The organism is Paraburkholderia phenoliruptrix, from assembly GCF_019511605.1.
GTDB classification, from domain to species: Bacteria; Pseudomonadota; Gammaproteobacteria; order Burkholderiales; family Burkholderiaceae; genus Paraburkholderia; species Paraburkholderia phenoliruptrix_A.
Window position 1 is genome coordinate 1 of sequence record NZ_JAEUAV010000004.1, and the last position, 25751, is coordinate 25751.

Here is a 25751-nt window from a genome sequence, read left to right on the forward strand (position 1 = left end):
GCGTGGGGGCCGGGGGGCCGTGGGGGCGCAGGGCGCGGACGCTCCCCACGGCCGCTGTTCGTCCAGGGGCCCCGTTCGTGCGTCGCCCTACAGCCGCTTGATCACCGGCTGGCGGCGCGCCGTTGCCGGCACTGCTCGAACACGCACACAGCCGCGGCGGCCGCCACATTCAGCGACTCCATGCCGCCCGGCTGCGGAATCGTCACACGCAACGAGACCGCGTCGCGCCAGGCCTGCGACACGCCCGCGCCTTCGTTACCGAACACCCAGGCCAATTCGCCGCTCAGATCGCAGTCGTAAATCGCCTCAGCGCCGTGCGAGTCCGTAATCACGACCGGCACCGCGAGGCGCTCGATCAACGTCTGCGCGTCGACGTCTTCATGGATCTGCAGCAGGAAGTGCGCGCCCATGCCCGAGCGCAGCACTTTGGAAGACCACGCGTAAGCCGTGCCCGGCGCACAGAACACCTGCTGAATGCCGGCCGCGGCCGCGCTGCGCAAGATAGAGCCGACGTTGCCCGCATCCTGCACGCCGTCGAGCACGATGCAGGTCTGCCCGACCGTCGCGGGCAAGGGCGTGTCGAGCTTCTCCACGAGCAGCAGCATGCCGACGCCGTGCACGACATTCGACAATTGCCCGAACAACGCATCCGGCAGCGTGACAATGCGCTGGCCGTCGATTCGCGAGACGATGGCCTGTGCTTCGTCATGGCGAAGCGCGCCTTCGGTGACAACGCACATTTCCGGCTGTCCGGCGACGTCCAGATAGGCACTCGCAAGATGAAAACCTTCTAGCAGCGCGTGACCGCTGCGGCGCTGCTGGTGAGTCGAACCGGCAAGCGCCTTCAGGCGTTTATAGAGCGGATTGTCCCGCGAGGTGATGGCTTTCACAGGCAGCGAGGGCGGTGAGAAATCGGAGAAAAAGTTCGGGCGACGCTAATGGACGGCGGACGGCGTGGTGCGGCGGCTGCGGGCTGGCGGCAACGGTCTGTCGGAGCGATGCGCCAGGTCAGCTGCAGTGCCTCGTGTTCACGCCCCGCTGTGTTCGCCGAATGCGTCGCCGTCGAGCAGCGCATCGTCCAGCATGTTGCCCGCCAGCATCTCCGGCACGGCGATAATTTCGCCCGCCGGCAACGGCACACCGGTACCGAAGCGCAGATGCGCTTCGCGCACGGGCGCAAACGAGCGCCGGTGATGCTCGCACGGCCCATGCTCGCGCAGCGCCGCGAGATGCTGCGGCGTGCCGTAGCCGGCATGCGCATTGAAGCCGTACATCGGATAAGTCTGGTGCAATTCGAGCAGCATCCGGTCGCGCGTGACCTTGGCGAGAATCGACGCCGCAGAAATGCTTTTGACGAGCGCGTCGCCGCCGATCACCGCTTCGCTGCGGACGCTGAGCGTCGGGCAACGGTTGCCGTCCACCTTCACAAGCGTGGGCGTGACCGACAGCCCTTCCACGGCACGCTTCATCGCCAGCATGGTGGCGTGCAGGATGTTCAGCGAATCGATCTCCTCGACCGTTGCCGACGCGATGCAGTAAGCAAGCGCGCGGTCGACGATTTTTTCGTACAGTTCGTCGCGCTTTTTCGCAGTCAGCGCTTTGGAGTCGTCGAGGCCGCGAATCATTGGCTTCGACGGGTCGAAAATCACGGCTGCCGCCACCACCGGCCCGGCCAGCGGCCCACGTCCGGCTTCGTCTACGCCGCAGACAATGTCGTCCGCCGTCTCGAAGTTCAGGCCGACCTGGCGACTGGCCACGCCGGCCACCGCCTTGCGGCGCGGCGCGGCCGCCGTGCGGGGCTTGGTGCCGGGCTTGGTGCGCTGCTCGCTCACGGCCGCGCCCTGCGCTTTTCGACGACGCTCGCCACGACCTCCGCCGCACGCTCTGCGGTGTTCTGCTTCAGCACGTGATGCATCTCCGTGAAGATTTCCGTCAGCGTGCGCCGGTTAGCTTCGTCGCGCAACTGTTTCAGCGTGGCTTCGGCAAGCGCCTGGGGCGTTGCGAAATGCTGCAGGATTTCCGGCACCACGAAGCGGCCCGCCAGAATGTTGGGCAAACCGACATAAGGCAGATAACCCTGGCGACGCATGATCTGGCCGGTCAGCCAGGGCACCTTGTACGAGATGACCATCGGCTTTTTCAGGAGCGCGGCCTCGAGCGTGACCGTGCCGCTTTTGACGAGAATTGCGTCGGCTGCCGTCATCGCGAGTTGCGACTGGCCGTCCGTAATGGTGAGCTCGAGCCCCGGGTGGGAGTCGACCAGCGGGCGCAGCATCTCGCGCAAGGCCGGCGTGGCCGCCGGCATCACGAAGCGCAGGCCCGGCTCCTGGTGCTGCATCATTTCCATCGCAGCGAAGAACGTTGGCCCGATCAGATCGATCTCGGAGCGGCGGCTGCCCGGCAGCACCGCGATGATCGGGCCGCTTTCCGCGAGACCCAGCGCTCGGCGCGCGCCCAGCGTGTCCGGTTCGAGCGGAATCTCGTCGGCGAGCGGATGACCCACGTAGGATGCCGCGACACCCGCCTTTTCGAGCAGCGCCGTTTCGAACGGGAACACGCACAGCATGTGGTCGACCGCCTTGGCGATTTTCTTGATGCGCCCGCCACGCCAGGCCCAAATGGATGGGCAAACGAAGTGAACCGTCGGAATGCCCGCCTCGCGCAGCGGATGCTCGAGCCCGAAATTGAAGTCCGGCGCGTCGACTCCGACGAACACCGCGGGCGGCTCGGCAAGCAACTGCCGCTTCAGATCGTTGCGAATGCGCAGAATCTCGGGAATGTGCCGCAGCGCTTCGACATAGCCGCGCACCGAGAGCTTTTCCATCGGCCAGTGGGCGTCGAAACCCGTGGCGATCATGCGCGGACCGCCGATTCCGTAGAAGTGCGTGGTGCCCGGCAGGCGGCTCGCAAGGCCGCCTAACAGCGATGAGGCCAGCAGGTCGCCGGACGGCTCGCCGGCCACCATCGCAATGCGCAGCGGACTGGGTTGCAATGCCATCGCTTAGCGGATGATGCCGCGCTGCGACGTTTCGACGAATGCAAGCAGCGTTGCCACTGGGCCGTCGCCGTCGCCACCGGCGGACGCCAGTTCGCGCAGTTGCACCTTCGCTTCTTCCAGCGACAGGCTGTTCTTGTACAACAGACGGTACGCCGAGCGCAGCGCCGAAATGGCGTCCGGCGAGAAACCGCGGCGGCGCAGGCCTTCCACGTTGATGCCGTGCGGCTCGGCCTTGTTGCCCGCCGCAATGACGAACGGCGGAATGTCCTGCACGAGCGCCGAAGCGCCGCCGAGCATGGAATGCGCGCCGATACGCACGAACTGATGCACGCCCGACATGCCGCCGACAATCGCGTAGTCGCCGATCGTCACGTGGCCGGCCATCTGCGCATTGCTCGACAGAACGACGTTGTTGCCGACCTGGCAGTCGTGCCCGATGTGCACGTACGCCATGATCCAGTTGTCGTCGCCGAGCCTGGTCACGCCCGCGTCCTGCACCGTGCCGGTGTGGATCGTGGTGAATTCGCGGATGGTGTTGCGGTTGCCGATTTCGAGCCGGGTCGGCTCGTCCTTGTACTTCATGTCCTGCGGACGGCCGCCGACCGATGCATAGTGGCCGATGCGGTTGTCCTCGCCGATCGTCGTGTGGCCTTCAATCACGCTGTGCGAACCGATTGTGGTTCGCGCGCCGATCGTGACATGGGCGCCGATCACGGCGTACGGTCCGATTTCGACGGATTCGTCGAGTTGTGCGCCCGGTTCGACGATCGCAGTGGGATGAATCCTGCTCATGCGTCCTCGCTTCTCATTCTGTTGCGTTGTCTGGATGGGCTGCGGCAAGCCGGCTGCACGACAGGCGGCGCCGGCTGGCCGGACGTTGGGGGGAACCTCGAGCCGACTATCGGCTCGCGCGCCCCTGACCGCTTCGTCAGGCGTCTTTGTCCGTGTGACGCACTGCGCACATCAGGTCCGCTTCCGCCGCCACCACGCCATCTACCTCGGCTCGCGCCTTGAACTTCCAGATGCCGCGCATGTGCCGCTCGAACGTGCAGTTCAGGATGAGCTGATCGCCCGGTTCCACGACACGCTTGAAGCGTGCGTTGTCGATGCCGACGAACAGATACAGCGTGTTCGACGGGTCGCTCGGCTCTTCCGAGAACGTCAGAAGCGCCGCCGTTTGTGCAAGCGCCTCGAGGATCAGCACGCCGGGCATGACCGGACGAGTCGGAAAGTGCCCCTGAAAATACGGCTCGTTGATCGACACGTTCTTCAACGCTTTGATGCTCTTGTGCGGCTCGAGTTCGAGCACCCGGTCGACCAGCAGGATCGGGTAACGATGGGGCAGCAGCGTGAGAATCTTATGAATGTCGAGATTGATTTTTTCGGTGCTCATGGTGTTTCTGCTCACGCATTGACTGCGCGATGATGACTGCGGATGCTGGTGCAGGTGGGTTGTCAGCGGGTTGCGAACGCGTGCTGCCGGCGCTCGCCGTGAACTGGCTGCCATGCCACCGGGTCACGGCAACCGTCTTCACTTCCTGATATTCGCCCGCCATTTTACGCGGTAGCGGCGGGCCGCCCGGAAAACTAGCTTTGGCCGCTCGGTGCGGCGCCTGCCGCACCGGATACATCAGGCGCTGACTTGCCGTCCGGTTGAGCCGTGGCGGCGTTTTCCAGCGCCTTGATACGCTCGCGAAGCTTGTCGATATTGCGCAGCAACGCCGCGCTCTTGTTCCAGTCGGCGTGATTCACCGCAGGGAATGCGCTGGTGTACATGCCGGGCTTCAGCAACGACTTGGACACGCCCGACTTGGCCGTGACGATCACATGATCGGCGAGCGTCACATGTCCCGCAATGCCGACCGCGCCGCCGATCATGCAGTGGCGGCCAATGGTCGTGCTGCCCGCAATGCCCGCGCACCCCGCAATGACCGTGTACGCACCGATGCGGCAGTTGTGGCCGATCTGCACGAGGTTGTCGATCTTCACGCACTCCTCGATGACCGTATCGGCCATCGCGCCGCGGTCGATCGTGGTGTTCGCACCGATTTCGACGTCGGCCGCAATCGACACCCCGCCGACCTGCGGAATCTTGACCCAACTGCCGGTACGCGCGTCGCCTTCGCCAACGAAATCCGGCGCAAAGCCGAAGCCGTCAGAGCCGATCACGGCGCCTGCGTGCACGATCACGCGCTCGGCCAGCTTGCAGCCGTGGTACACCGCCACGTTCGGATACAGATGCGAACCCGCGCCGATGCGCGTGCCGCGGCCAATCACCACGTTCGCGTCGAGCCGCACGTTTTCGCCGATCACGGCGCCCGCTTCCACCGTGACGTGCGGTCCGATCACCGCGCTCGCGGCGATCTGCGCGGACGGGTCGATCGTCGCGCTCGGATGAATGCCGGGCGCGACCTTCGGAGCCGCGAGGTCGATGAAGGTTTGCGCGACGCGCGCGAAGTAAGCGTACGGATTCGGCGTGACGATGAAGTTACGGCCGCTGCGGGATGCGAGCTTAGCGAGGTCGTCCGCGTTGATCAGCACCGCGCCCGCGCGAGTGGTTTCCACTTGCGACAGATACTTCGGGTTGGCGAGGAACGCCAGCTGGTCCGGGCCTGCCTGGTCGAGCGGCGCAAGACTGCCGACGCGCTGCGAACCGTCTCCCACTACTTCACCGCCGAACCGCTGAACGATGTCCTCGAGCGTAAAAGCCATGCCTATCCTGTCTCCTGCTGTTCAGTACAACTTGTCGGTGCGACCTGTCGCTGCACGCGCCCCGCGACCTTCTGAGCGGGCTCTTAACCGCTCATTGTCAATATGCGTGGCGAGCCCGCGACGCCGCTTTCAGTTGCCCGAAGCCGCGAGAGCCTTGAGCACCTGGTCGGTGATGTCGATGCGCGGGCTCACGTACACCGCTTCCTGCACGATCAGGTCGTAGTGCTGTGCCTCGGCGATCTGCTTGATCACCTTGTTCGCGCGGTCAAGAACCGCCGCCAGTTCTTCATTGCGGCGCTGGTTCAGGTCCTCGCGAAACTCGCGTTGCTTGCGCTGGAAGTCGGTGTCGAGCTGCGACAGGTCGCGCTGCTTTTGCGCGCGGTCCGCCGTAGACATGGACGGGCCGTTCTTGTCGAGCGCATCGGACATTGACTTGAGTTTCTGCGCCATGTCCGCGAGGTCTTTGTCGCGCTTGGCAAACTCCGCCTCGAGCTTGGTCTGCGCCGCCTTCGCTGCAGCGGACTCGCGCAGAATCCGGTCTGAATTCACCGCGGCAATCCTGGCTTCCTGCGCGTGTGCCACGCCGACGCCCAGCGTCATTGCCAGTGCCAGCGCGCAAGCCACACGTTTCGAAAACATACCGGTTAGCAAAGTGATCCTCTCGATACTGTTGTTTGGCGAAATGTCCGCAGCGCGGTCAGAACGCCGTCCCAATCTGGAACTGGAACTTCTGATACTGGTCGCCCGTATGCTTCGTGAGCGGGAAGCCCAGGCTGAGCTTCAGCGGCCCGATCGGCGAAATCCACGCAAGGCCGAGACCGTAGCCGTAACGCAGGCCGTTTGCGCCGTTCGCCGTGGCGGCGCTGCTCGCGTCCGCCCAGACGTTACCGGCGTCGAGGAACGTGAACACGCGCAAGGTCCGATCATAGCCTGTGCCCGGCAGCGGGAAGGTCAATTCGATATTGCCGACCAGCAGTTTCGAGCCACCGATCGGGTCGCCGGTCGTCCTGTCGCGCGGACCGAGCGAGCTAGGCTCATAGCCGCGCACCGAACCGATACCGCCCGCATAGTAGTTCTTGAAAATCGGATACGGCTTGCCGCCCATACCCTTGCCGTAACCGCCCTGGAAGTTAAAGCCCAGAACGAAGCCCCGTGCGAACGAGTAATAGTACTGCGCGTTGATGTCGGCCTTGTAGTACTGCGTGCTGCCGATCGGCGTGCCGTACTCGGCGTTGGCCTGCGCGAAGTAGCCACGGCTCGGCACGAGCGCGCTGTCGCGCGCATCGCGCGACCAGCCCACCGTAACCGGCACGTTGTTCGACACGCGGCCGAAGTCCTGCACGTATTGCTTGTACGACGCTGGCGTGTTCGCGTCGACGTCGAGCTTGTTCTGCTCGAGACCCGCGCCGAAGTAGACCGTGTCGACCTCGGAGAACGGAATGCCGAATTTCAGATCGCCGCCCATAGTAACGATCTTGAAGCTCGAATCGGTCGAGTAATAGAGCGGCTGGTACGTGCGGTAATAAACGTCGGTAATACGCTTGATGCCGTCAACCGTGAAGTACGGATCGACCTGCGTGACCGTCAACGTACGGTAGGTCTTCGCGGTATTCACGTTCACCGCGAGGCTCGTGCCCGAACCGAACACGTTGTCCTGCGAGACGCCCGCGGAGAGCACCACCTTGTCCGTCGACGAGAAACCGGCGCCGAGCGTGATCGCGCCGGTCGGCTTTTCGGCAACCTTCACGTCCACGTCCACCTGATCGGGTGTGCCTTCCACCGGAATGGTGGTGACGTCCACGTCGGTGAAGTAACCGAGGCGGTTGATACGGTCCTTCGACAACGCGAGGCGGTTCGAGTCGAACCACGAGCTTTCGAGCTGGCGCATTTCGCGGCGCACCACTTCGTCGCGCGTGCGGGTGTTGCCGACCACGTTGATACGGCGCACGTACACGCGGCGGCTCGGGTCGACCTGCAGCGTGAGGTCGACCTTGTGGTTGGTCTGGTCGATCTGCGGCTGCGCGTTGACGGTGGCGAACGCGTAACCGTATTCACCCAGTTTGTCGACGATTGCCTTGGTGGTGGATTGCAGCTTTTCGGCCGAGAAACGGTCGCCCGGCTTGATCTTGATGAGCTTGGCAAGCTCGGGCTCGCGGTCGAGCAGATTGCCGGCGAGCTTGATGCTGGAGATCGTGTACGGCTCGCCTTCGTGCAGCGTGACCGTCAGATACATGTCCTTCTTGTCCGGCGTGATCGACACCTGGGTCGACTCGATGTTGAACTCGAGATAGCCGCGGTTCAGATAGTACGAGCGGATATTTTCGAGGTCGCCGGTGAGCTTGTCTTTCGCGTACAGGTCGTTCTTCGTGTACCACGAGAACCAGTTCGGCGTGGACAATTGCATCTCGTCGCGCAGCGTACCCGTGCTGAACGCCTTGTTGCCGATAAAGTTGATCTGGCGAATTTTCGCGCTCGGCCCCTCGGCCACCGAGAACAGCACCGAGACGCGATTGCGGTCGATCGGCGTGATCGTGGTAGTGACTTCAGCGGCGTAGTAGCCGCGCGTGAGGTATTGGCGCTTCAGTTCCTGTTCGGCCTTGTCGACGAGCGCCTTGTCGTAGTAACGGCCCTGCGACAGGCCGACCGCGCGCAGCGCCTTGGTGAGGTTTTCCTTGTCGAACTCGTGAATGCCCGCGAAGTCGATGGTGCCGATGGCCGGACGCTCCAGCACCTGCACGATCACCACATTGCCTTCGGTTGCGATCTTGACGTCGTTGAAGAAGCCCGTTGCGTACAGCGCGCGAATGGCTTCAGACGCCTTGTCGTCGTTGAACGTGTCGCCCTGCTTGATAGGCAGATACGCGAACACGGTACCAGGTTCGACGCGTTGCAATCCCTCGATCCGGATGTCCTGCACCACGAACGGCGTCGTTGCGTGAGCAACCAGCCCATGCGCGGCAAGTGCCGCGGTTATAACCGTCTTCGGAACAAAGCGATGAGGTTTAAACAACGTGCTTCCCCAGTGTGTATAGCTGCATCAGGTCGGACGGCCGCTATGGTGAGCGCCGCCGGACACTTTAAAAGTGGATTAAACGAGCGAGATCGTTGAACAGCGCAATCGCCGACAAAGCGACAATGCAGGCGAGACCCGCCCTCTGAAAAACGAGTTGCCAGCGATCGGAGACAACTTTCCCGGTCACAGCTTCAACCGAATAATATAACAGATGCCCCCCGTCCAATACCGGAATTGGTAGCAGGTTCAGTACACCGAGGCTAATACTGACGAGAGCAAGGAACGAAAGAAATGCAGAAGGACCAAGACGTGCGCTCTTTCCTGCATAGTCGGCGATCGTCACGGGGCCCGACAGATTCTTTAACGACGCCTCGCCAACGATCATGCGTCCGAACATTCGCACGGAATAAACCGCAAGATCCCACGTACGATGCGCGCCGAGCCGCAGGCTTTCGAGAGGACCATACCGCACGTCGATGGACGGGACCTGGGTCGCGAGTTCCGCGCCGATGCGGCCGACCAGCTCTCCGGTGGCGGCGTCGCGCTGCGCTTGCGGAACGATGCGGATGTCTTCGAGCCTGCCGGCCTGCTGGCTCTGCGCCTGCGTCTGTCCTTGGCTCTGTCCCTGGCCTGCGCCTGCGCGCTCGACCTGCAGCGTCAAAGGCTGGCCGGCGTGCGATTTTACATACGCGATAAAAGCCGTGGCGTTGTCAGTCGCCATACCGTTGATCCCGCGCAAACGGTCACCAGGAAGAAGCCCTGCCTTTTGCGCCGCGCTGCCGGGCTGCACACCTGCCACCGTGAGCTTGCCGCCGCCGGGCTCGAAGCCGAGGCGCGACATGAAGTTGTCGTCGACGTCTTTCTCTGTGAGACCGCGCAGATCCAGCTGGAAATCGGACGTGCCGTCCGTGCCTTTTGCACTCAACACGACGCGCTTGTGGTCGAACGCCGCGCCGAGCAGTTTCCAGCGCAAGTCCGACCAGGAACGCACCGGTTCCGCTTCGGCGGCATTCTCCGCCCGCACGCCGACCACCGTTTCGCCGCCCTCGAAACCGGCGACCGCAGCCGCCGTGTTGGGTGCGGGCGCGGCAAGAATCGCCGCGGGTTCGGTCACCCCGGTGGCGAACACGAGACTGAACAGCAAGATAGCCAGCAGGAAATTGGCCACGGGGCCGGCCGCGACGATCGCAATGCGGCGCCACACTGACTGCCGGTTGAACGCATGCGGCAACGCGTCAGCGGGAATCGGCGCGCCGCCCATCTCGCGCTCGTCAAGCATCTTCACGTAGCCGCCGAGCGGAAGCGCCGCAACCGTCCACTCGGTGCCACTCTTCGGACTGACCCACTGAAAAAGCGGCTTGCCGAAGCCGATCGAAAAACGCAGCACCTTGACGCCGCACAGCCGCGCCACGCTGTAATGCCCGTATTCGTGGACGACCACGAGCACGCCAATCGCAACCGCGAAGGCGAGCACTTCGATCAGCAGATTCATATGCGCCTCACTGGACGGCGCGTTCCGGGCGGCGGGCGGCGTCGGGCAGACGCGCGATGAATTCGGCTGCGGCGCGACGCGCGGCGGCGTCCGCTTCGATCACGTCTTCGAGCGCGTGCGCGCTGCGGTTGGGCAACGCGTTGAGCACCGAGTCGACCACCTGCGCGATCGCCATGAAGCCGATCTGGCGCGACAGGAACGCTTCAACAGCAATTTCGTTAGCGGCGTTGAGCGCCGCGCTGGCGACGCCGCCTTCGGCGAGCGCCTTCATGGCCAATGCCAGGCAAGGGAACCGCGCGTAGTCCGGCTTTTCAAACGACAGCGACGCGACTTCGACGAGATCCAGTTGCGCCACGCCGGAATCCACGCGATCGGGAAATGCGAGCGCATGGGCGATCGGCGTGCGCATGTCGGGATTGCCGAGTTGCGCGAGCACCGAGCCGTCGGCGTAGGACACCAGCGAATGGATCACGCTTTGCGGGTGAATCAGCACGTCGATGCGCTCGCCCGGCAGGCCGAACAGCCAATGCGCCTCGATCACTTCGAGGCCCTTGTTCATCATCGTCGCGGAGTCGACCGAGATCTTGCGGCCCATGACCCAGTTCGGATGCTTACAGGCCTCTTCCGGCGTCACGTCGACGAGCGTAGCCGGTTCGCGCGTGCGGAACGGACCGCCCGACGCCGTCAGGATGATCTTGGAGACGCCGCCATGCAGCGCGGCTTCGCGCGGCAGGCACTGGAAAATGGCGTTGTGTTCGCTGTCCACCGGCAACAGCACGGCGCCGTTGTCGTGGACTGCGTTCATGAAAATCGCGCCCGACATGACGAGCGCTTCCTTGTTCGCAAGCAGGATCCGCTTGCCGGCGCGCGCCGCGGCAAGGCTCGGCGGGAGACCCGCCGCACCGACGATGGCCGCGACTACCGTGTCGCAGCCGTCGCTCTTCGAGATCTCGACGAGTGCCTCGGGGCCGTAAGTCACCTCGGTCGGGCAGCCGGCTGCGCGAAGCTTCGCCGCAACGCGGGCGGCCGTGTCGGCGTCGCCCACCACCGCCACTGCCGGCCGGAACTGCAGGCATTGATCGACGAGTTTGTCGCCGTTGCGGTGCGCGCTGAGCGCATAAACCGAAAAGCGCTCCGGGTGACGCGCGACGACGTCGAGCGTGCTGTCTCCAATCGAGCCCGTGGAACCGAGCAATGTCAAACGTTTTTGCATATCTCTTTCTCTAGCCGAGCAGCAGCATGGCAAGCGGCAGCACCGGCAACAATGCGTCGATGCGGTCGAGCACGCCACCGTGCCCCGGCAACAGGCCGCTCGAATCTTTCACGCCGGCCTGGCGTTTCATCATCGATTCAAAAAGGTCGCCCACCACGCTGAACGCCACCAGCACGGTCAGCGCAAGCAGCGCGCGCGGGGCGCCCCAATGCGCCCACAGTTCAGAATACAGGGTCGGCTCGAACGCATGCGAAAGCACCGCCGCTAGCGCGACGATCATCACCGTGAGCCAGCCGCCGATCGCGCCCTCCCACGTCTTGCCGGGGCTGATGGCGGGCGCGAGCTTGTGCTTGCCGAACGCCTTACCCGAGAAGTATGCGCCGATATCGGCAAGCCATACCAATAGCAGCAGCGACAGAACAAAAGACACGCCCTGCATGCGCGCGGCGACGAGAGCATGCCAGCACGCGACGAATATCACAATCCCGGCAAGAAACAGGAAGCTGCGCCAGGCGCCTTGTGCGAGCGTGGGCTTGCGCAGCAGCACGAACGGGCCGGCGATCACCCAGAAAATGCCCGCAGCCTTGTAGAACGGACGGGCTCCGTCCACGCCGATGCCAAGCCGTGTGCTCGCGACCAGCGCGACAGCCGCCACCAGCGCATAGACGATGGGGCCGGCCCCGCCCAGTTTGAGCAGCCGGGCCCACTCCCACGCGGCGAAGACGACGACGAAAGCGATCAGCGCGCCGAACGCGCCCACTGGCGCGAACAGCGTGACGGGGAGGAACACCGCCAGGAGGACGACTGCCGTGATGACACGGGTTTTTAGCATGGAAGCGAATCGACGTTTTGCGATTGCGGCTCGAGCTGAGCACTGGTGCGACCGAATCGGCGCTCGCGCTCGCCGTACGAAGCAATGGCGCGGCCGAGCGCGTCGGCGTCGAAATCAGGCCAGAAGGTGTCGGTGAAGTAGAACTCGGTGTAGGCCAGTTGCCACAGGAGGAAGTTGCTGACGCGCCGCTCGCCGCCGGTGCGGATGAAGAGGTCCGGCTCGGGCGCATAGGCCATGGACAGGTGCTCGGAGAACGTCTCCTCGTTCACCTCGACCGGCGTGCCCGCCTGAGCCGCCTGCTCGACCAGCTTGCGGGTAGCCTGCATGATGTCCCAGCGGCCGCCGTAATTCGCGGCGATGGTCAGCGTAAGGCGGGTATTGCGCGCGGTCTTGGTTTCGGCGCGCCGGATCAGATCGCGAATGCGCGTATCGAAGCGCTCGAGATCGCCAACCACCCGCAAGCGGATGCCGTTGGCGTGCAGCTTGCCGATTTCGCGCTCGAGCGCGGTGACGAACAGACGCATGAGGAACGACACTTCGTCGTTCGGACGGCGCCAGTTTTCCGAGCTGAAAGCGAACAGCGTCAGATATTCGACGCCCTGGCGGGCACACGCCTCGACGGCCGCGCGCACCGCGTCGACGCCGCGCGTATGGCCGGCTACGCGCGGCAAGCGGCGCTGGGTGGCCCAACGGCCGTTGCCGTCCATGATGATCGCGATATGTCGCGGCACCGCGGCGACATCAGGCACGCGCACGGTTGAGCTGGTGTAGGTCATGGCCGTCGGGACAATAACTGCAAATGAAGAAGTAAAAATCCTGAAAGTGGTGAGTGCTCCCAGACCTGGCGCTTCACGACTTGGACTTCACGCGAGCCCCGGATGAACAGTACGCCGAGGCGCGCCGGCGTACTGTTCGGAGCCTCGCAGGCTCATACCGTCATGATCTCTGCTTCTTTCGTCGCGACGAGCTTGTCGATCTCGGCGACGAATCTGTCCGTCAGCTTTTGAACATCGTCGCCGGCGCGGCGCTCGTCGTCTTCCGAAATTTCTTTGTCTTTGACGAGCTTCTTCAACTGCTCGTTGGCATCGCGGCGCAGGTTGCGCACAGCGACCTTGGCGGTTTCCGCTTCGCTCTTGACCACTTTCGTCAGCTCACGGCGGCGCTCTTCGGTCAGTGCGGGCATCGGCACGCGGATCACGTCGCCTTGCGTGGCCGGGTTCAGGCCGAGGTCCGACTCGCGGATCGCCTTTTCGACAACCGGGACCATCTTCTTTTCCCACGGCTGCACGCCGATCGTGCGCGCGTCGATGAGCGTCAGGTTGGCGACCTGGGAAATAGGCACAGGCGAGCCGTAGTAGTCGCACTGGATATGATCGAGCAGGCCCGTGTGCGCACGGCCCGTACGGATTTTCGACAGATCGTTCTTGAACGCGTCGATGGAACGCTGCATCTTTTGCTCAGCGCCCTTCCTGATATCAGCCACAGACATTTTTAAACCTCCGAACCTTCAAAACGGGCGAGCCGGCCAGAACGCGCGGTATGCGGCGGCCCGGGCTCGCGTCAAAGCCCACGTTGTGTGAACGAGAGTTTACACGTGGACGAGAGTGCCCTCGTCCTCGCCGATCACGATGCGCTTGAGCGCACCCGGCTTGACGATCGAAAACACGCGGATCGGCAGCTTCTGGTCGCGGCACAGCGCGAACGCGGTGGCGTCCATGACCTGCAGGTTGCGGCCGATTGCCTCGTCGAAGCTGATCGTGGTGTAGCGGGTCGCGCTTGGGTCTTTTTTCGGATCCGCCGAATAGACGCCATCCACCTTGGTGGCCTTCAGCACGACTTCGGCGCCGATTTCCGAGCCGCGCAGCGCCGCGGCCGTGTCGGTCGTGAAGAACGGGTTGCCGGTGCCCGCCGCGAAAATCACGACTTTGCCTTCTTCGAGCTGGCGAATCGCGCGCGGACGGATGTACGGTTCGACCACCTGGTCCATGCGCAGCGCGGACTGCACACGCGCTTCGATGCCCGCATGGCGCATGGCGTCCTGCAGCGCCAGCGCGTTCATCATGGTCGCCAGCATGCCCATATAGTCGGCCGTGGCGCGGTCCATACCGGCCGCGCCGCCCGCCACGCCGCGAAAAATGTTGCCGCCGCCAATGACCACGGCCAGCTGCGTTCCGAGACGGACCACTTCGGCCACGTCCGCCACCATTCGTTCGATGGTCGCGCGATTGATGCCGAAGGCATCGTCGCCCATCAGAGCTTCACCGGAGAGTTTGAGCAGGACGCGTTTGTAGGCAGTGGGCATAGGGGTATCCAGATCGCGCAGAACAGGGCAACAACAAGGGACTAATGTAGGGGTGAAACGCTGATTCGGGCAAGCGCCGCCAAATTGACGGACCGCGAGGGTCCGCCGACGGCGGCCGCGCCGCGGGGATCGACCCGCGCGCAGCCTTGCGGCGCAGCCGACCGCAGCACAGTCATGCTGTGCCGCGGGTACAACAGTACTAGCTGAGACGGGTAATGCTTATTGTTGCTTTGCAGCAGCCACTTGCGCGGCAACTTCAGCAGCAAAGTCGTCCTGCTTCTTCTCGATGCCTTCGCCGACCACGAACAGCGCGAACTTCTGGACGCTCGCATTGCCGGCCTTGAGCATCTGCTCGATCGTCTGCTTGTCGTTCTTAACGAACGTCTGGTTCAGCAGCGACACTTCCTTCAGGTACTTCTGGACGCTGCCTTCCACCATCTTGGCGACGATTTCAGCCGGCTTGCCGGATTCGGCGGCCTTCTGTTCTGCAATGCTGCGTTCCTTGGCGATCAGATCCGCCGGCACGTCTTCCGACGACAGCGAAACGGGCTTCATTGCAGCGATGTGCATAGCCACGTCCTTGCCGACCTGCTCGTCAGCGCCCGTGTACTCGACCAGCACGCCGATACGCGTGCCGTGCAGGTACGCAGCCAGCTTGTTCGACGTTTCAAAACGCACGAAGCGGCGGATCGACAGGTTTTCGCCGATCTTGCCGACGAGCGCGAGACGCACTGCGTCGACGGTTTCGCCGTCGAGCGGCAGCGCCGACAGCGCAGCCACGTCAGCCGGGTTTTGCGCGGCGACCAGCTCGGCGATCTTCTTCGAAAAAGCGAGGAAGTCGTCGTTCTTCGAGACGAAGTCGGTTTCGCAGTTCAGTTCGACCAGCGAACCGGCATTGCCGCCGATGAACGAAGCGACCACGCCTTCAGCCGTGACGCGCGATGCCGCCTTGCTTGCCTTATTGCCCAGCTTGACGCGCAGCAGCTCTTCGGCGCGCGCCATGTCGCCGTCGGCTTCCGTCAGCGCCTTCTTGCATTCCATCATCGGCGCGTCGGTCTTTGCGCGCAGTTCTGCAACCATGCTTGCGGTAATTGCCGCCATCATTTGCTCCTTGAGTTCCGTCTGTGTACCGTCTGTCACACGCCGCCCGCACTTCGATAGCGGCGACAAGAATTCGTTTCAGCGTTATGCGCACTTTTTTGCGGATAACGCGTCGAGCGCCGCCCAAACCGCCCGGCCGGCGCCCCACTACAGCGTCGCGGCTTAAAAAAAGGGGGCCTCTTGAAAGCCCCCTTTTTTGCCGGACACGGGGCAGCTTTACGCTTCCGCGTTGACCTCGACGAACTCGTCGCCGTCGTCGCCGCGAGCAGCCTGCACCACTTCGTTGACCGCGTTCGCACGGCCTTCCAGGATCGCGTCGGCCACGCCGGCCGCGTACAGAGCGACGGCCTTGCTGGCGTCGTCGTTACCCGGGATCACGTAGTCGATGCCTTCCGGCGAGTGGTTCGTATCGACCACTGCGATAACCGGCACGCCGAGCTTGTTAGCTTCGGTGACGGCAATCTTGTGGTAGCCGACGTCGACCACGAAAATTGCGTCCGGAATACCGCCCATGTCCTTCACGCCGCCGATCGACTTTTGCAGCTTGAGCATTTCGCGTTCGAACAGCAGCGCTTCCTTCTTGCTCATGCGCTCGGTTTCACCGGCTTCCAGCGCTGCTTCCATGTCCTTCAGGCGCTTGATCGAAACCTTCAGCGTCTTGAAGTTGGTCAGCATGCCGCCGAGCCAGCGGGCGTTGACATACGGCATACCGGCGCGCTGCGCTTCCTGGGCGATCGTGTCGCGCGACTGGCGCTTCGTGCCGACGAACAGGATGGTGCCGCGATTGGCTGCCAGTTGACGCGCGTACTTCAGCGCGTCGTTGTACATCGGCAGCGTCTTTTCGAGGTTGATGATGTGAATCTTGTTGCGATGGCCGAAAATGAAGGGAGCCATCTTCGGGTTCCAGAAGCGCGTTTGGTGACCGAAGTGGACACCGGCTTCCAGCATTTGACGCATGGTAACTGCCATGAAAATCTCCGCGAGGGTTGGGTCTTAAGCCGGCCGCCGTATCCGCCGCGCTGCCATGTCACGTCTTGTGCTGCATGGCTGAGCGCCGCGAACACCCTGGGTGCGCCGGCTTGCGAGTTTGCCGCCTTGATACTGCTCTCACTGCTTTCAGCCGTGGCTCAGGCGGCCAGCGCCACGGCAAGCTTCACCTCGGTCTGCCCCGCCGCATACCGCGGATTATGCAGCGCCGCCATATTCTGAACCGGAACCCGGTCTGGATCATGACAACACAAGCACAACAAAGGCAAAAAGGATCGACTTAGCCAAACATTATAGCATGCGACTATCGGACGACTCAACCGGCCTGCTGCTCGCCTGGCATCCCGGGTTGCACCTCGGGATTCTCCAGCCACGTCCAAACCCAGCGGTCCGTTGTCAGCGGTTCTCTGCCAGCGCCGCAGCGCCCCGTCGCGACAGGTTCGCCCGAGGCGCGCGCAGGCCGCCAAAAGACTGCGGCCGAATGCCATATGGTGCGATAATCCGGGAATAAATCGCATTTCAGGCCCGACTCATGGCTATCACACTCAAAAACGAACACGACATCGCGCAAATGCGCGTCGCCTGCAGACTGGCGAGCGAAGTGCTCGACTACATCACCCCGTTCGTTACCGCCGGCGTCACCACGGGCGAGCTCGACCGGCTGTGCCACGAATACATGCTGAAGGAACAGGGCACGGTGCCCGCGCCGCTGAACTACCAGCCGCCCGGCTACCCGCCCTATCCGAAAGCCACCTGCATATCCGTAAACGACGTGATCTGCCACGGCATTCCCGGCGACAAGACGCTGAAGAACGGCGACGCGCTCAACATCGACATCACCGTTATCAAGGACGGCTATTTCGGCGACACGAGCCGCATGTTCATCGTCGGCGAGGGCTCGATTCTCGCCAAACGTCTCGTGCAGACCACCTTCGAATGCATGTGGCTCGGCATCGACCAGGTCCGCCCGGGAGCGCACCTCGGCGACATCGGCCATGCCATCCAGAAACACGCCGAGGCGCAGGGCTACAGCGTGGTGCGCGAGTACTGCGGGCACGGCATCGGCACGGTGTTTCACGAAGACCCGCAAATTCTGCATTACGGCCGCCCCGGCACGGGCCTCGAACTGCAGGCGGGCATGATCTTCACCGTCGAGCCGATGATCAACGCCGGCCGCCGCGACATCCGCACCATGCCGGACCAGTGGACCGTCAAGACCAAGGACCGCAGCCTCTCGGCGCAGTGGGAGCACACGGTGCTCGTCACGGAAACCGGCTACGACGTGCTGACCGTCTCCGCCGGCACGCCCGCGCGGCCGCCCGTGGTCGCCGCCACCGCCTGACCGATTTCGCCTTTTTTACCGCCAGCCGCTCATGAGCAGTGTTCCAGCCGTCGCCCGATCCCACGCCACGTCGCTCAAAGCAGACTACAAGGTGGCCAAAGCCCAGTTGCTGGAACGCTTCAAGACCGCCACCAACGTAGAGGCGTTGATGGCGGCGCTGTCCCGCACCACCGACGACTCCCTGCGCGCCGCGTGGAACACCTGCGAGCTGCCGCCCGAGCTCGCTCTCGTCGCGGTCGGCGGCTATGGGCGCGGCGAACTGGCGCCGCATTCGGACATCGACATTCTGGTGCTGCTGCCGGATGCGCCGCTCGAACATCTCGAAGCGCGCATCGAGCGCTTTATCGGCCTCGCGTGGGACCTCGGGCTCGAACTCGGCAGCAGCGTGCGCAGCGTGTCGCAGTGTCTGGAGGAAGCCGCCAACGACGTCACCGTGCGCACTTCGCTGCTCGAAGCGCGCCGCATCACCGGCAGCGCCGCGCTTTTCGACGACTTCGCGAAGCGCTACCGCGCGGCGCTCGACCCCAAAGCGTTCTTCCAGGCGAAAGTGCTGGAAATGCGTCAGCGGCACGCCAAGTTCCAGGACACGCCTTACGCGCTGGAGCCGAATATCAAGGAAAGTCCGGGCGGATTGCGCGATCTGCAGCTGATTCTGTGGGTGACCCAGGCCGCCGGTTTCGGCAGCAGCTGGCGCGAACTGGAAGCGCGCGGGCTCATCACGCAGCGCGAGGCGCAGGAACTGCGGCGCAACGAGGGCTTTCTCAAGTCGCTGCGCGCCCGCGTGCATGTGACCGCCGGGCGTCGCCAGGACATCCTGGTGTTCGATCTGCAAACGCCGGTCGCCGAGAGCTTCGGCTACAAGCCGACCGCCACCAAGCGGGCAAGCGAACAGCTCATGCGCCGCTATTACTGGGCGGCGAAGGCCGTCACGCAACTCGCCACGATCCTGATCCAGAACATCGAGGCACAGCTTTTTCCGAGCACGAGCGGCATTACACGGGTGCTGTCGGACCGCTTCGTCGAAAAGCAGGGCATGCTCGAAATTGCCAGCGACGACCTGTTCGAGCGCGAGCCGAACGCCATTCTCGAAGCGTTCCTGCTATACGAGCAGACGCCCGGCGTGAAAGGCCTGTCGGCTCGCACGCTGCGCGCGATCTACAACGCGCGCGAAGTGATGGATCAGCACTGGCGCCGCGATCCGGAAAACCGGCGCCTTTTCATGGACATCCTGAAGCAGCCGGCCGGCATCACGCACGCGCTGCGCCTGATGAACCAGACAAGCGTGCTCGGACGCTATCTGCTGAACTTCCGGCGCATAGTCGGCCAGATGCAGCACGACCTGTATCACGTCTACACGGTCGACCAGCACATTCTCATGGTGCTGCGCAATCTGCGGCGCTTCGCGGTCGCCGAACACGCGCACGAGTATCCGTTCTGCAGCCAGTTGATCGTAAGCTTCGACCGGCCGTGGGTGCTGTACGTCGCGGCGCTCTTTCACGATATCGCCAAGGGCCGCGGCGGCGATCATTCGACGCTCGGCATGGCCGACGCGCGGCGCTTCTGCCGCAACCACGGCATCGAGGGCGAAGACGGCGAACTGGTGGTCTGGCTGGTGCAGCAGCATCTGACCATGAGCCAGGTCGCGCAGAAGCAGGATACGAGCGACCCCGAGGTCATCAAGCGTTTCGCGGAGCTGGTCGGCACCGAACGCCGTCTGACCGCGCTGTATCTGCTGACGGTGGCCGACATCCGCGGGACTAGCCCCAAGGTCTGGAATACGTGGAAAGGCAAGCTGCTCGAAGACCTGTATCGCGCGACGCTGGCGGTGCTCGGCGGCGCACGGCCGGACGCGCATTCGGAACTCGAGTCGCGCCAGGAAGAAGCGCTTGCGCTGCTGCGCCTCGAGACGGTGCCCGAAGGCGCGCAAAAGGCCCTGTGGGACAAGCTCGATGTCGGCTACTTCCTGCGCCACGACGCTGCGGACATCGCATGGCAAACGCGCGTGCTCTACCGTTACGTGGAAACGCCGGTGCCCATCGTTCGGGCCCGCCCCTCGCCTATCGGCGAGGCGCTGCAAGTGCTCGTGTATGTGAAGGATCAGCCGGATCTGTTTGCCGGCATTTGCGCGTACTTCGACCGCAACGGCCTGTCGGTGCTCGATGCGCGGGTCAGCACCACGCGTCACGGCTATGCGCTGGATAACTTTCTCGTCACGCATACCGAAGAGGATGTCCATTACCGCGACATTGCCAACCTCGTCGAACAGGAACTGACCGCGCGCCTCACCGGCGACGGCACCTGGTTGCCGGGGCCTTCGAAGGGCCGCCTGTCGCGGCTCTCACGCACCTTCCCGGTTACGCCGCGCGTCGATCTTCGGGCCGACGAGCGCGGCCAGTACTACATCCTGTCCGTGTCTGCCAACGACCGGCCGGGCCTTCTTTATTCGATCGCGCGAGTGCTCGCCGAACACCGGGTCGGCGTCGCGTCGGCGCGGATCAACACGTTGGGCGAACGCGTCGAGGACGTGTTCCTGCTGGACGGGCACGGGCTGTCGGACAACCGCCTGCAAATTCAGGTCGAGACGGAACTGCTGCGCGCGATCGCAGTGTGAGATTTCATGCGAATCAAATTAACAGCCAAGCATCCGCGACCGGCTTCGTCCGAACGCGCCCCTGTCCGTAGCGGCAGCCTGTCCGCGCGCAAGCCGACACGTCCAGCGGAACCCAAAGCGTCGACGTCCGGCCCCAGAGGGATGCGCGGCGAAGAGGCGGGCTCGGTGGCGGGCGGCAAGCGCTCCGCGGGCGGCACCGCGCGGGGAGCTGGCGGGCGGGGACAGGAAGGCGGATTCGGGCGTCAAGGTGGCAGCGATGGTGCACGGCGGGCGGCCGCAGACCGGCCCGCACGGCGCGAAGGCATGAGTGGCGCGCCGCGACGATTCGAGGACCGCACCGGCGGCGGCGAGCGTACAACTCGTGGCCCGGCTGGCGAGCGTAGCGAACGCGCGCCGCGAAGTTTCGAAGATCGTGCCGGAGGCGAACGCGCGCCGCGACGCTTCGAGGACCGCACCGGCGGCGGCGAGCGTACAACTCGTGGCCCGGCCGGCGAGCGTAGCGAACGCGCCCCGCGACGTTTCGAAGATCGTGCCGGAGGCGAACGCGCTCCGCGACGCTTTGAGGACCGCCCCGGCGGCGGTGAGCGCACAACTCGCGGCCCGGTCGGCGAGCGAGCCGAACGTGCGCCGCGCCGTTTCGAAGGTCATGCGGGCGGCGAACGCGCGCCGCAACGCTTTGAGGACCGCGCTGGCGCCGAACGCGCGCCGCGACGCTTTGAGGACCGCACCGGCGGCGGTGAGCGCACAACTCGCGGTGCGGCTGGCGAGCGTAGCGAACGTGCGCCACGCCGTTTCGAAGATCGTGCAGGCGCTGAGCGCGCCCCGCGCCGCTTCGAAGATCGTGCAGGCGGCGAACGCGCGCCGCGTACCGGAGCAGGCCGCCCCACCGAGGGAGCGTCGCGCGGCGAGCGTCCTGTGCGCCGCGAGCGCGATGCATCGGATCGCCCGCGTTTCGGCGACGACCGTGGCGCGTCACAAGCCTCGCAAGCGCGCCGCGGCGGCGACCGCGACTCGCGAGCCGAGCGCGCGCCGCGCCGGTTCGAAGGCGAACGCGGCGAGCGGAGCTTTGCAAGGCCCGTCAGGAGCGGCTACGGCGAGCGCACGGATCGTCCGGCACGCGCTCCACGCGACGAACGCAGCGAACGCAGCGAACGGGCACCAGCCCGCCGGGAATCGGGCGAGCGCGTAACCGCGCGCACAGAGCGTGGCGAGCGCGACGCCCGCAGCTTCGGTAAGACACCCTCTGCCGCGCGCCGTCCGACCGAGGAGCGCCCCGCGCGAGCCAGCAAGCCGCGCAGCGCCGCACCGGCCGAACACCGCCCGCAGCATGACGAGGCGGCGCCACGCACGCCGCGCCGCGACATCGAAGACGCACCAGGCACGCTGCGCCTCTCGAAACTCATGTCCGAGCTGGGCCTCTGCTCGCGTCGCGAAGCCGACGAATGGATCGAAAAAGGCTGGGTGCTCGTCGACGGCGAACGTATCGACACGCTAGGTACCAAAGTCCGCCCTGACCAGCGAATCGACATCGACCCCGCCGCGCAAGCCGCGCAAGCGAGCCAGGTGACGGTGCTGATCCATAAGACCGTTGGCTACGTGTCGGGGCAGGCGGAAGACGGCTATCAGCCGGCCATCACGCTCGTCACGCCGGAAAACCGTTGGGAAGGCGACCGTTCCGGGATCCGTTTTTCCGTCGCGCATTTGCGTCAGCTTGCGCCGGCCGGGCGTCTCGATATCGATTCGACGGGCCTGCTGGTGCTGACGCAGGACGGCCGCATCGCCAAGCAACTGATTGGCGGCCATTCGGAGATCGACAAGGAGTATCTGGTGCGTGTCGCCTACGGCGAGCACACCGTCGATGTCGAAAGTCACTTCCCGCCTGAAAGCCTCGCGCTGCTGCGCCACGGTCTCTCACTCGACGACGTTCCGCTCAAGCCGGCGCAAGTCAGCTGGCAAAACGGCGAACAGTTGCGTTTCGTGCTGCGCGAGGGGAAGAAGCGCCAGATCCGCCGGATGTGCGAATTGGTCGGCCTCGAAGTGATCGGTCTGAAGCGCGTGCGCATGGGCCGTGTCATGCTGGGCGCGTTGCCGCCCGGACAGTGGCGCTATCTGGGGCCGGACGAGTCGTTCTGAGGGAGAGGTCCTGAAGCACGGGGCGTGTGCGCGCAGTGTCGCGGCAGCCGGTGACGAAGCCGTCACGACGGCCCCGCTTCTCCCATTCCGAAAAAAGAGCAGCCCGATTGGCACGAGCCAGTCGGGCTGTCGTCTTATTCAGCTCAGCAGCGACATCTGCATCGGCGTCGGCATTCAACGCACGCATGTCCCCGGATATCCGATCACCGTAGAACTGCCGCCCGCCCCCGCCGTCGCAGTCGTACCTACTCAGTCGTCGCTACTCAGTCGTCGCTATTCGGATCCATGTCCGGAAACAGCACTTCGGTAAAGCCGAACTTGGCGAAATCAGTGATCCGCATCGGATACAGCTTGCCGATCAGGTGATCGCATTCGTGCTGGACCACCCGCGCATGAAAGCCCTCGGCGACGCGGTCAATCGGCTTGCCATACTGGTCGAAGCCGTGATACTTGATCATCGAAAAACGGCTGACCGCCCCGCGCAGGCCCGGCACCGACAGGCAACCTTCCCAACCCTCTTCCATATCCAGCGAAACCGGCGTGATGGTCGGATTGATCAGGACCGTTTCCGGCACTGGCGGCGCATCGGGATAGCGCTCGTTGCTGCCGAAACCGAAAATCACCACCTGCAGATTCACGCCAATCTGCGGCGCGGCCAGCCCCGCCCCGTTCGCATCGTGCATGGTCTCGAACATGTCTTTAATGAGCTCATGCAATTCCGGCGTGTCGAAATGATCGACCGGATCGGCAATACGCAGCAGGCGTGGATCGCCCATCTTGAGAATTTCGCGGATCATGACTGCCCCTCCAGGAGCTTACGCATACCATCTTCGTCGAGTACGGGAATGCCGAGTTCCTCGGCCTTCGCCAACTTGCTGCCAGCTTCGGCCCCTGCCACCACATAGTCTGTCTTCTTCGACACGGACCCGGCCACTTTCGCGCCGGCCGCCTCGAGCATTTCCTTCGCGTCTTCGCGAGAAAGGGTCGGCAACGTGCCGGTCAGCACGATCGTCTTGCCGGCCAGCACGCCTTGCGGCGCCTTGGGCGCGGGCGGGCCTTCGGGCCACGTCACCTTGCCCGGCGCGCGCAATTGCTCGATCACCGTGCGGTTGTGCTCTTCGGCAAAAAACTGGTGGATGGACTCCGCGACCACCGGCCCGACGTCGTTGACCTCGAGCAGCGCCTCCACCGACGCATCCATGATCGGGTCCAGCGAGCCGAAGTGTTTGGCCAGATCTTTGGCCGTGGATTCGCCCACATGCCGGATGCCCAGCGCGTAGATAAAACGCGCCAGCGTAGTGTGCTTGGCCTTTTCTAGCGAGTCGAGCAGGTTCTGCGCGGATTTGTCGGCGAAGCGGTCGAGTTCGGCGAGCGTCGCAAAGCCGAGATTGAACAGGTCGGCGGGCGTGCGCACCAGGTTCTGTTCGACCAGCTGGTCGATGATTTTCTCGCCCAGGCCGTCGATGTCCATGGCGCGCCGCTGCGCGAAGTGCCACAGCGCCTGCTTGCGCTGCGCCGGACAGATGAGGCCGCCGGTGCAGCGGGCAATCGCCTCGTCAGGCAGCCGCTCGATGTTCGAGCCGCACACGGGGCAATGCGTGGGCATGACGAATTCGCGAGCGTCTGCGGGGCGCCGGTCGAGCAGCGCGCTTACCACCTCCGGGATCACGTCGCCGGCACGCCGCACGATGACCGTGTCGCCAATGCGAATGTCCTTGCGGCGCACTTCGTCTTCGTTATGCAGCGTCGCATTCGTGACGGTGGCGCCGCCGACGAACACCGGCTCGAGCCGCGCGACCGGCGTGATCGCGCCGGTGCGCCCAACCTGCACGTCGATTGCGACGAGCTTCGTCAGCGCTTCCTGCGCGGGGAATTTGTGCGCAAGGGCAAAACGCGGCGCGCGCGACACGAAGCCAAGCGCTTCCTGTTCGTCGCGCCGGTTGACCTTGTACACCACGCCGTCGATGTCATACGGCAGCTTGTCGCGTTTCTCGCCCACCGCGCGGAAAAACGCCAGCAAACCTTCGGCGCCCTTCACCACCGCGCGCTCGGCATTGACCGGCAGACCCAGTTCCTTGTACCAGTCGAGCAGTTCGCTGTGGGTAGCCGGCATTTCCATGCCGTCGAGCACGCCGATGCCATATGCGAAGAAAGACAGCGGCCGCTGCGCGGTGATTTTCGAGTCGAGCTGACGCAAGCTGCCCGCGGCCGCATTGCGCGGATTCGCGAACTCCTTGTGGCCCGCCGCACGCTGACGCTCGTTCAGGCGCTCGAAGTCCCGCTTGAACATGAGCACTTCGCCGCGCACGTCGAGTATGTGCGGCACGCGCTTGCCTTTGAGCTTGAGCGGGATAGAGCGAACCGTGCGGATGTTTTCGGTGACGTTCTCGCCCGTGGTGCCGTCGCCGCGAGTCGCGGCCTGCACGAACACGCCGTCGACATAGCGCAGCGAAATCGCGAGCCCGTCGAATTTCAGCTCTGTTGCGTAGTCGACCGGCACCGGCGGCTCTTTCGCATTGTTGCCGAGTGCGTCGCCCACGCGCTTGTCGAACGCGATGATGTCTTCGTCCGCGAAACCATTGTTCAGCGACAGCATGGGCTGGTCATGAACCACCGGCTGGAAGCCGCTTGCCGCTTCACCGCCCACGCGCTGAGTGGGCGAATCAGGCACGATGAGCTCCGGATGCTCCGCCTCGATGCTCTCCAGTTCCTTGAACAGCCTGTCGTATTCCGCGTCGGGCAGATCAGGCTGGTCCAGCACGTAGTACGCGTAGTTGGCGCGTTCAAGTTCCGTGCGCAGCCACGCCGCGCGTTCGGCCGGAGCGCTGGTTGCCGGATTCGAGGCGGGAGTTCGAGCCATGCTGTGGGACGCTTCTTCAGTGAAATCGGACACTGGATTATCGCAGGAAGCGTGCCCCTTTACATCGGCCGAATGGCCAGGTTTCGCCAGGCGCACGACTGCGCTAAAGTGCCCGCGACGGCTTCGCGAAAACGACAACGGCCGCGCGTTGCGCG

21 protein-coding genes are annotated in these 25751 nt (G+C 64.3%); 3 read left to right on the plus strand and 18 right to left on the minus strand.

The window, feature by feature from the left end:
* Positions 1-101: 101 nt before the first annotated feature.
* From JNB89_RS07835 to rpsB, 16 genes are all read right to left on the minus strand, one after another.
* On the minus strand, positions 102-890 hold the full coding sequence (locus tag JNB89_RS07835) for a TrmH family RNA methyltransferase (protein WP_220361838.1): 789 nt from the start codon (positions 888-890) through the stop codon (positions 102-104).
* Between the two features lie 138 nt (positions 891-1028).
* Positions 1029-1832, minus strand: coding sequence for a ribonuclease HII (gene rnhB, locus JNB89_RS07840; RefSeq protein WP_220361839.1), 804 nt, complete (start codon positions 1830-1832; stop codon positions 1029-1031).
* On the minus strand, positions 1829-2998 hold the full coding sequence (gene lpxB, locus JNB89_RS07845; protein WP_220361840.1) for a lipid-A-disaccharide synthase: 1170 nt from the start codon (positions 2996-2998) through the stop codon (positions 1829-1831). Before lpxB ends, rnhB begins: the two co-directional genes overlap by 4 nt.
* 3 nt (positions 2999-3001) lie before the next feature.
* Positions 3002-3790 carry an acyl-ACP--UDP-N-acetylglucosamine O-acyltransferase gene (lpxA, locus tag JNB89_RS07850; protein WP_013338892.1) on the minus strand — a complete coding sequence of 263 codons (789 nt, stop codon included), beginning with the start codon at positions 3788-3790 and terminating at the stop codon, positions 3002-3004.
* Positions 3791-3926: 136 nt separating this feature from the next.
* On the minus strand, positions 3927-4391 hold the full coding sequence (gene fabZ, locus JNB89_RS07855) for a 3-hydroxyacyl-ACP dehydratase FabZ (protein ID WP_006048683.1): 465 nt from the start codon (positions 4389-4391) through the stop codon (positions 3927-3929).
* A gap of 194 nt (positions 4392-4585) precedes the next feature.
* Positions 4586-5710, minus strand: coding sequence for a UDP-3-O-(3-hydroxymyristoyl)glucosamine N-acyltransferase (gene lpxD / locus JNB89_RS07860; RefSeq protein WP_220361841.1), 1125 nt, complete (start codon positions 5708-5710; stop codon positions 4586-4588).
* A 129-nt stretch (positions 5711-5839) separates the two neighbouring features.
* Positions 5840-6361: an OmpH family outer membrane protein gene (locus JNB89_RS07865; protein WP_013338890.1), complete on the minus strand. Its 522-nt coding sequence runs from the start codon at positions 6359-6361 to the stop codon at positions 5840-5842.
* A gap of 46 nt (positions 6362-6407) precedes the next feature.
* The gene (gene bamA, locus JNB89_RS07870; protein WP_135894494.1) at positions 6408-8720 is read right to left on the minus strand and encodes an outer membrane protein assembly factor BamA; all 2313 of its coding nucleotides are present in this window, start codon (positions 8718-8720) and stop codon (positions 6408-6410) included.
* A gap of 67 nt (positions 8721-8787) precedes the next feature.
* Entirely contained in the window at positions 8788-10215 is a 1428-nt protein-coding gene (gene rseP / locus JNB89_RS07875) for an RIP metalloprotease RseP (protein ID WP_220361842.1), read from the minus strand.
* 7 nt (positions 10216-10222) lie between these two features.
* Positions 10223-11428, minus strand: a complete 1206-nt coding sequence (locus tag JNB89_RS07880; RefSeq protein WP_220361843.1) for a 1-deoxy-D-xylulose-5-phosphate reductoisomerase — start codon at positions 11426-11428, stop codon at positions 10223-10225.
* Positions 11429-11438: 10 nt separating this feature from the next.
* Entirely contained in the window at positions 11439-12260 is an 822-nt protein-coding gene (locus tag JNB89_RS07885) for a phosphatidate cytidylyltransferase (RefSeq protein WP_013338886.1), read from the minus strand.
* The gene (gene uppS / locus JNB89_RS07890) at positions 12254-13036 is read right to left on the minus strand and encodes a polyprenyl diphosphate synthase (protein WP_013338885.1); all 783 of its coding nucleotides are present in this window, start codon (positions 13034-13036) and stop codon (positions 12254-12256) included. Before uppS ends, JNB89_RS07885 begins: the two co-directional genes overlap by 7 nt.
* Positions 13037-13188: 152 nt before the next feature.
* Positions 13189-13749, minus strand: coding sequence for a ribosome recycling factor (gene frr, locus JNB89_RS07895; protein ID WP_013338884.1), 561 nt, complete (start codon positions 13747-13749; stop codon positions 13189-13191).
* A 99-nt stretch (positions 13750-13848) separates the two neighbouring features.
* Positions 13849-14562: a UMP kinase gene (pyrH, locus tag JNB89_RS07900; RefSeq protein ID WP_013338883.1), complete on the minus strand. Its 714-nt coding sequence runs from the start codon at positions 14560-14562 to the stop codon at positions 13849-13851.
* 219 nt (positions 14563-14781) lie between these two features.
* Positions 14782-15663 carry a translation elongation factor Ts gene (gene tsf, locus JNB89_RS07905; RefSeq protein ID WP_013338882.1) on the minus strand — a complete coding sequence of 294 codons (882 nt, stop codon included), beginning with the start codon at positions 15661-15663 and terminating at the stop codon, positions 14782-14784.
* A 216-nt stretch (positions 15664-15879) separates the two neighbouring features.
* On the minus strand, positions 15880-16632 hold the full coding sequence (gene rpsB / locus JNB89_RS07910) for a 30S ribosomal protein S2 (RefSeq protein ID WP_013338881.1): 753 nt from the start codon (positions 16630-16632) through the stop codon (positions 15880-15882).
* 550 nt (positions 16633-17182) lie between these two features.
* On the opposite strand from rpsB, the gene map reads away from it, so the two are divergent.
* The 3 genes from map to JNB89_RS31410 are packed head-to-tail and all read left to right on the plus strand — an operon-like array spanning position 17183 to position 22736.
* A complete protein-coding gene (gene map / locus JNB89_RS07915; RefSeq protein ID WP_013338880.1) occupies positions 17183-17992 on the plus strand; it encodes a type I methionyl aminopeptidase in 810 nt (269 codons plus the stop codon).
* Positions 17993-18023: 31 nt separating this feature from the next.
* On the plus strand, positions 18024-20603 hold the full coding sequence (locus JNB89_RS07920; protein WP_135894490.1) for a [protein-PII] uridylyltransferase: 2580 nt from the start codon (positions 18024-18026) through the stop codon (positions 20601-20603).
* Positions 20604-20609: 6 nt separating this feature from the next.
* Positions 20610-22736, plus strand: coding sequence for a pseudouridine synthase (locus JNB89_RS31410; protein WP_220361844.1), 2127 nt, complete (start codon positions 20610-20612; stop codon positions 22734-22736).
* 263 nt (positions 22737-22999) lie between these two features.
* Here the strand turns inward: JNB89_RS31410 and def are convergent, their stop codons facing one another.
* Together def and ligA are read right to left on the minus strand one after the other, a co-directional pair.
* Positions 23000-23533, minus strand: coding sequence for a peptide deformylase (gene def / locus JNB89_RS07930; protein WP_013338878.1), 534 nt, complete (start codon positions 23531-23533; stop codon positions 23000-23002).
* A complete protein-coding gene (gene ligA / locus JNB89_RS07935) occupies positions 23530-25596 on the minus strand; it encodes an NAD-dependent DNA ligase LigA (protein WP_220361845.1) in 2067 nt (688 codons plus the stop codon). Before ligA ends, def begins: the two co-directional genes overlap by 4 nt.
* Positions 25597-25751 lie beyond the last annotated feature (155 nt).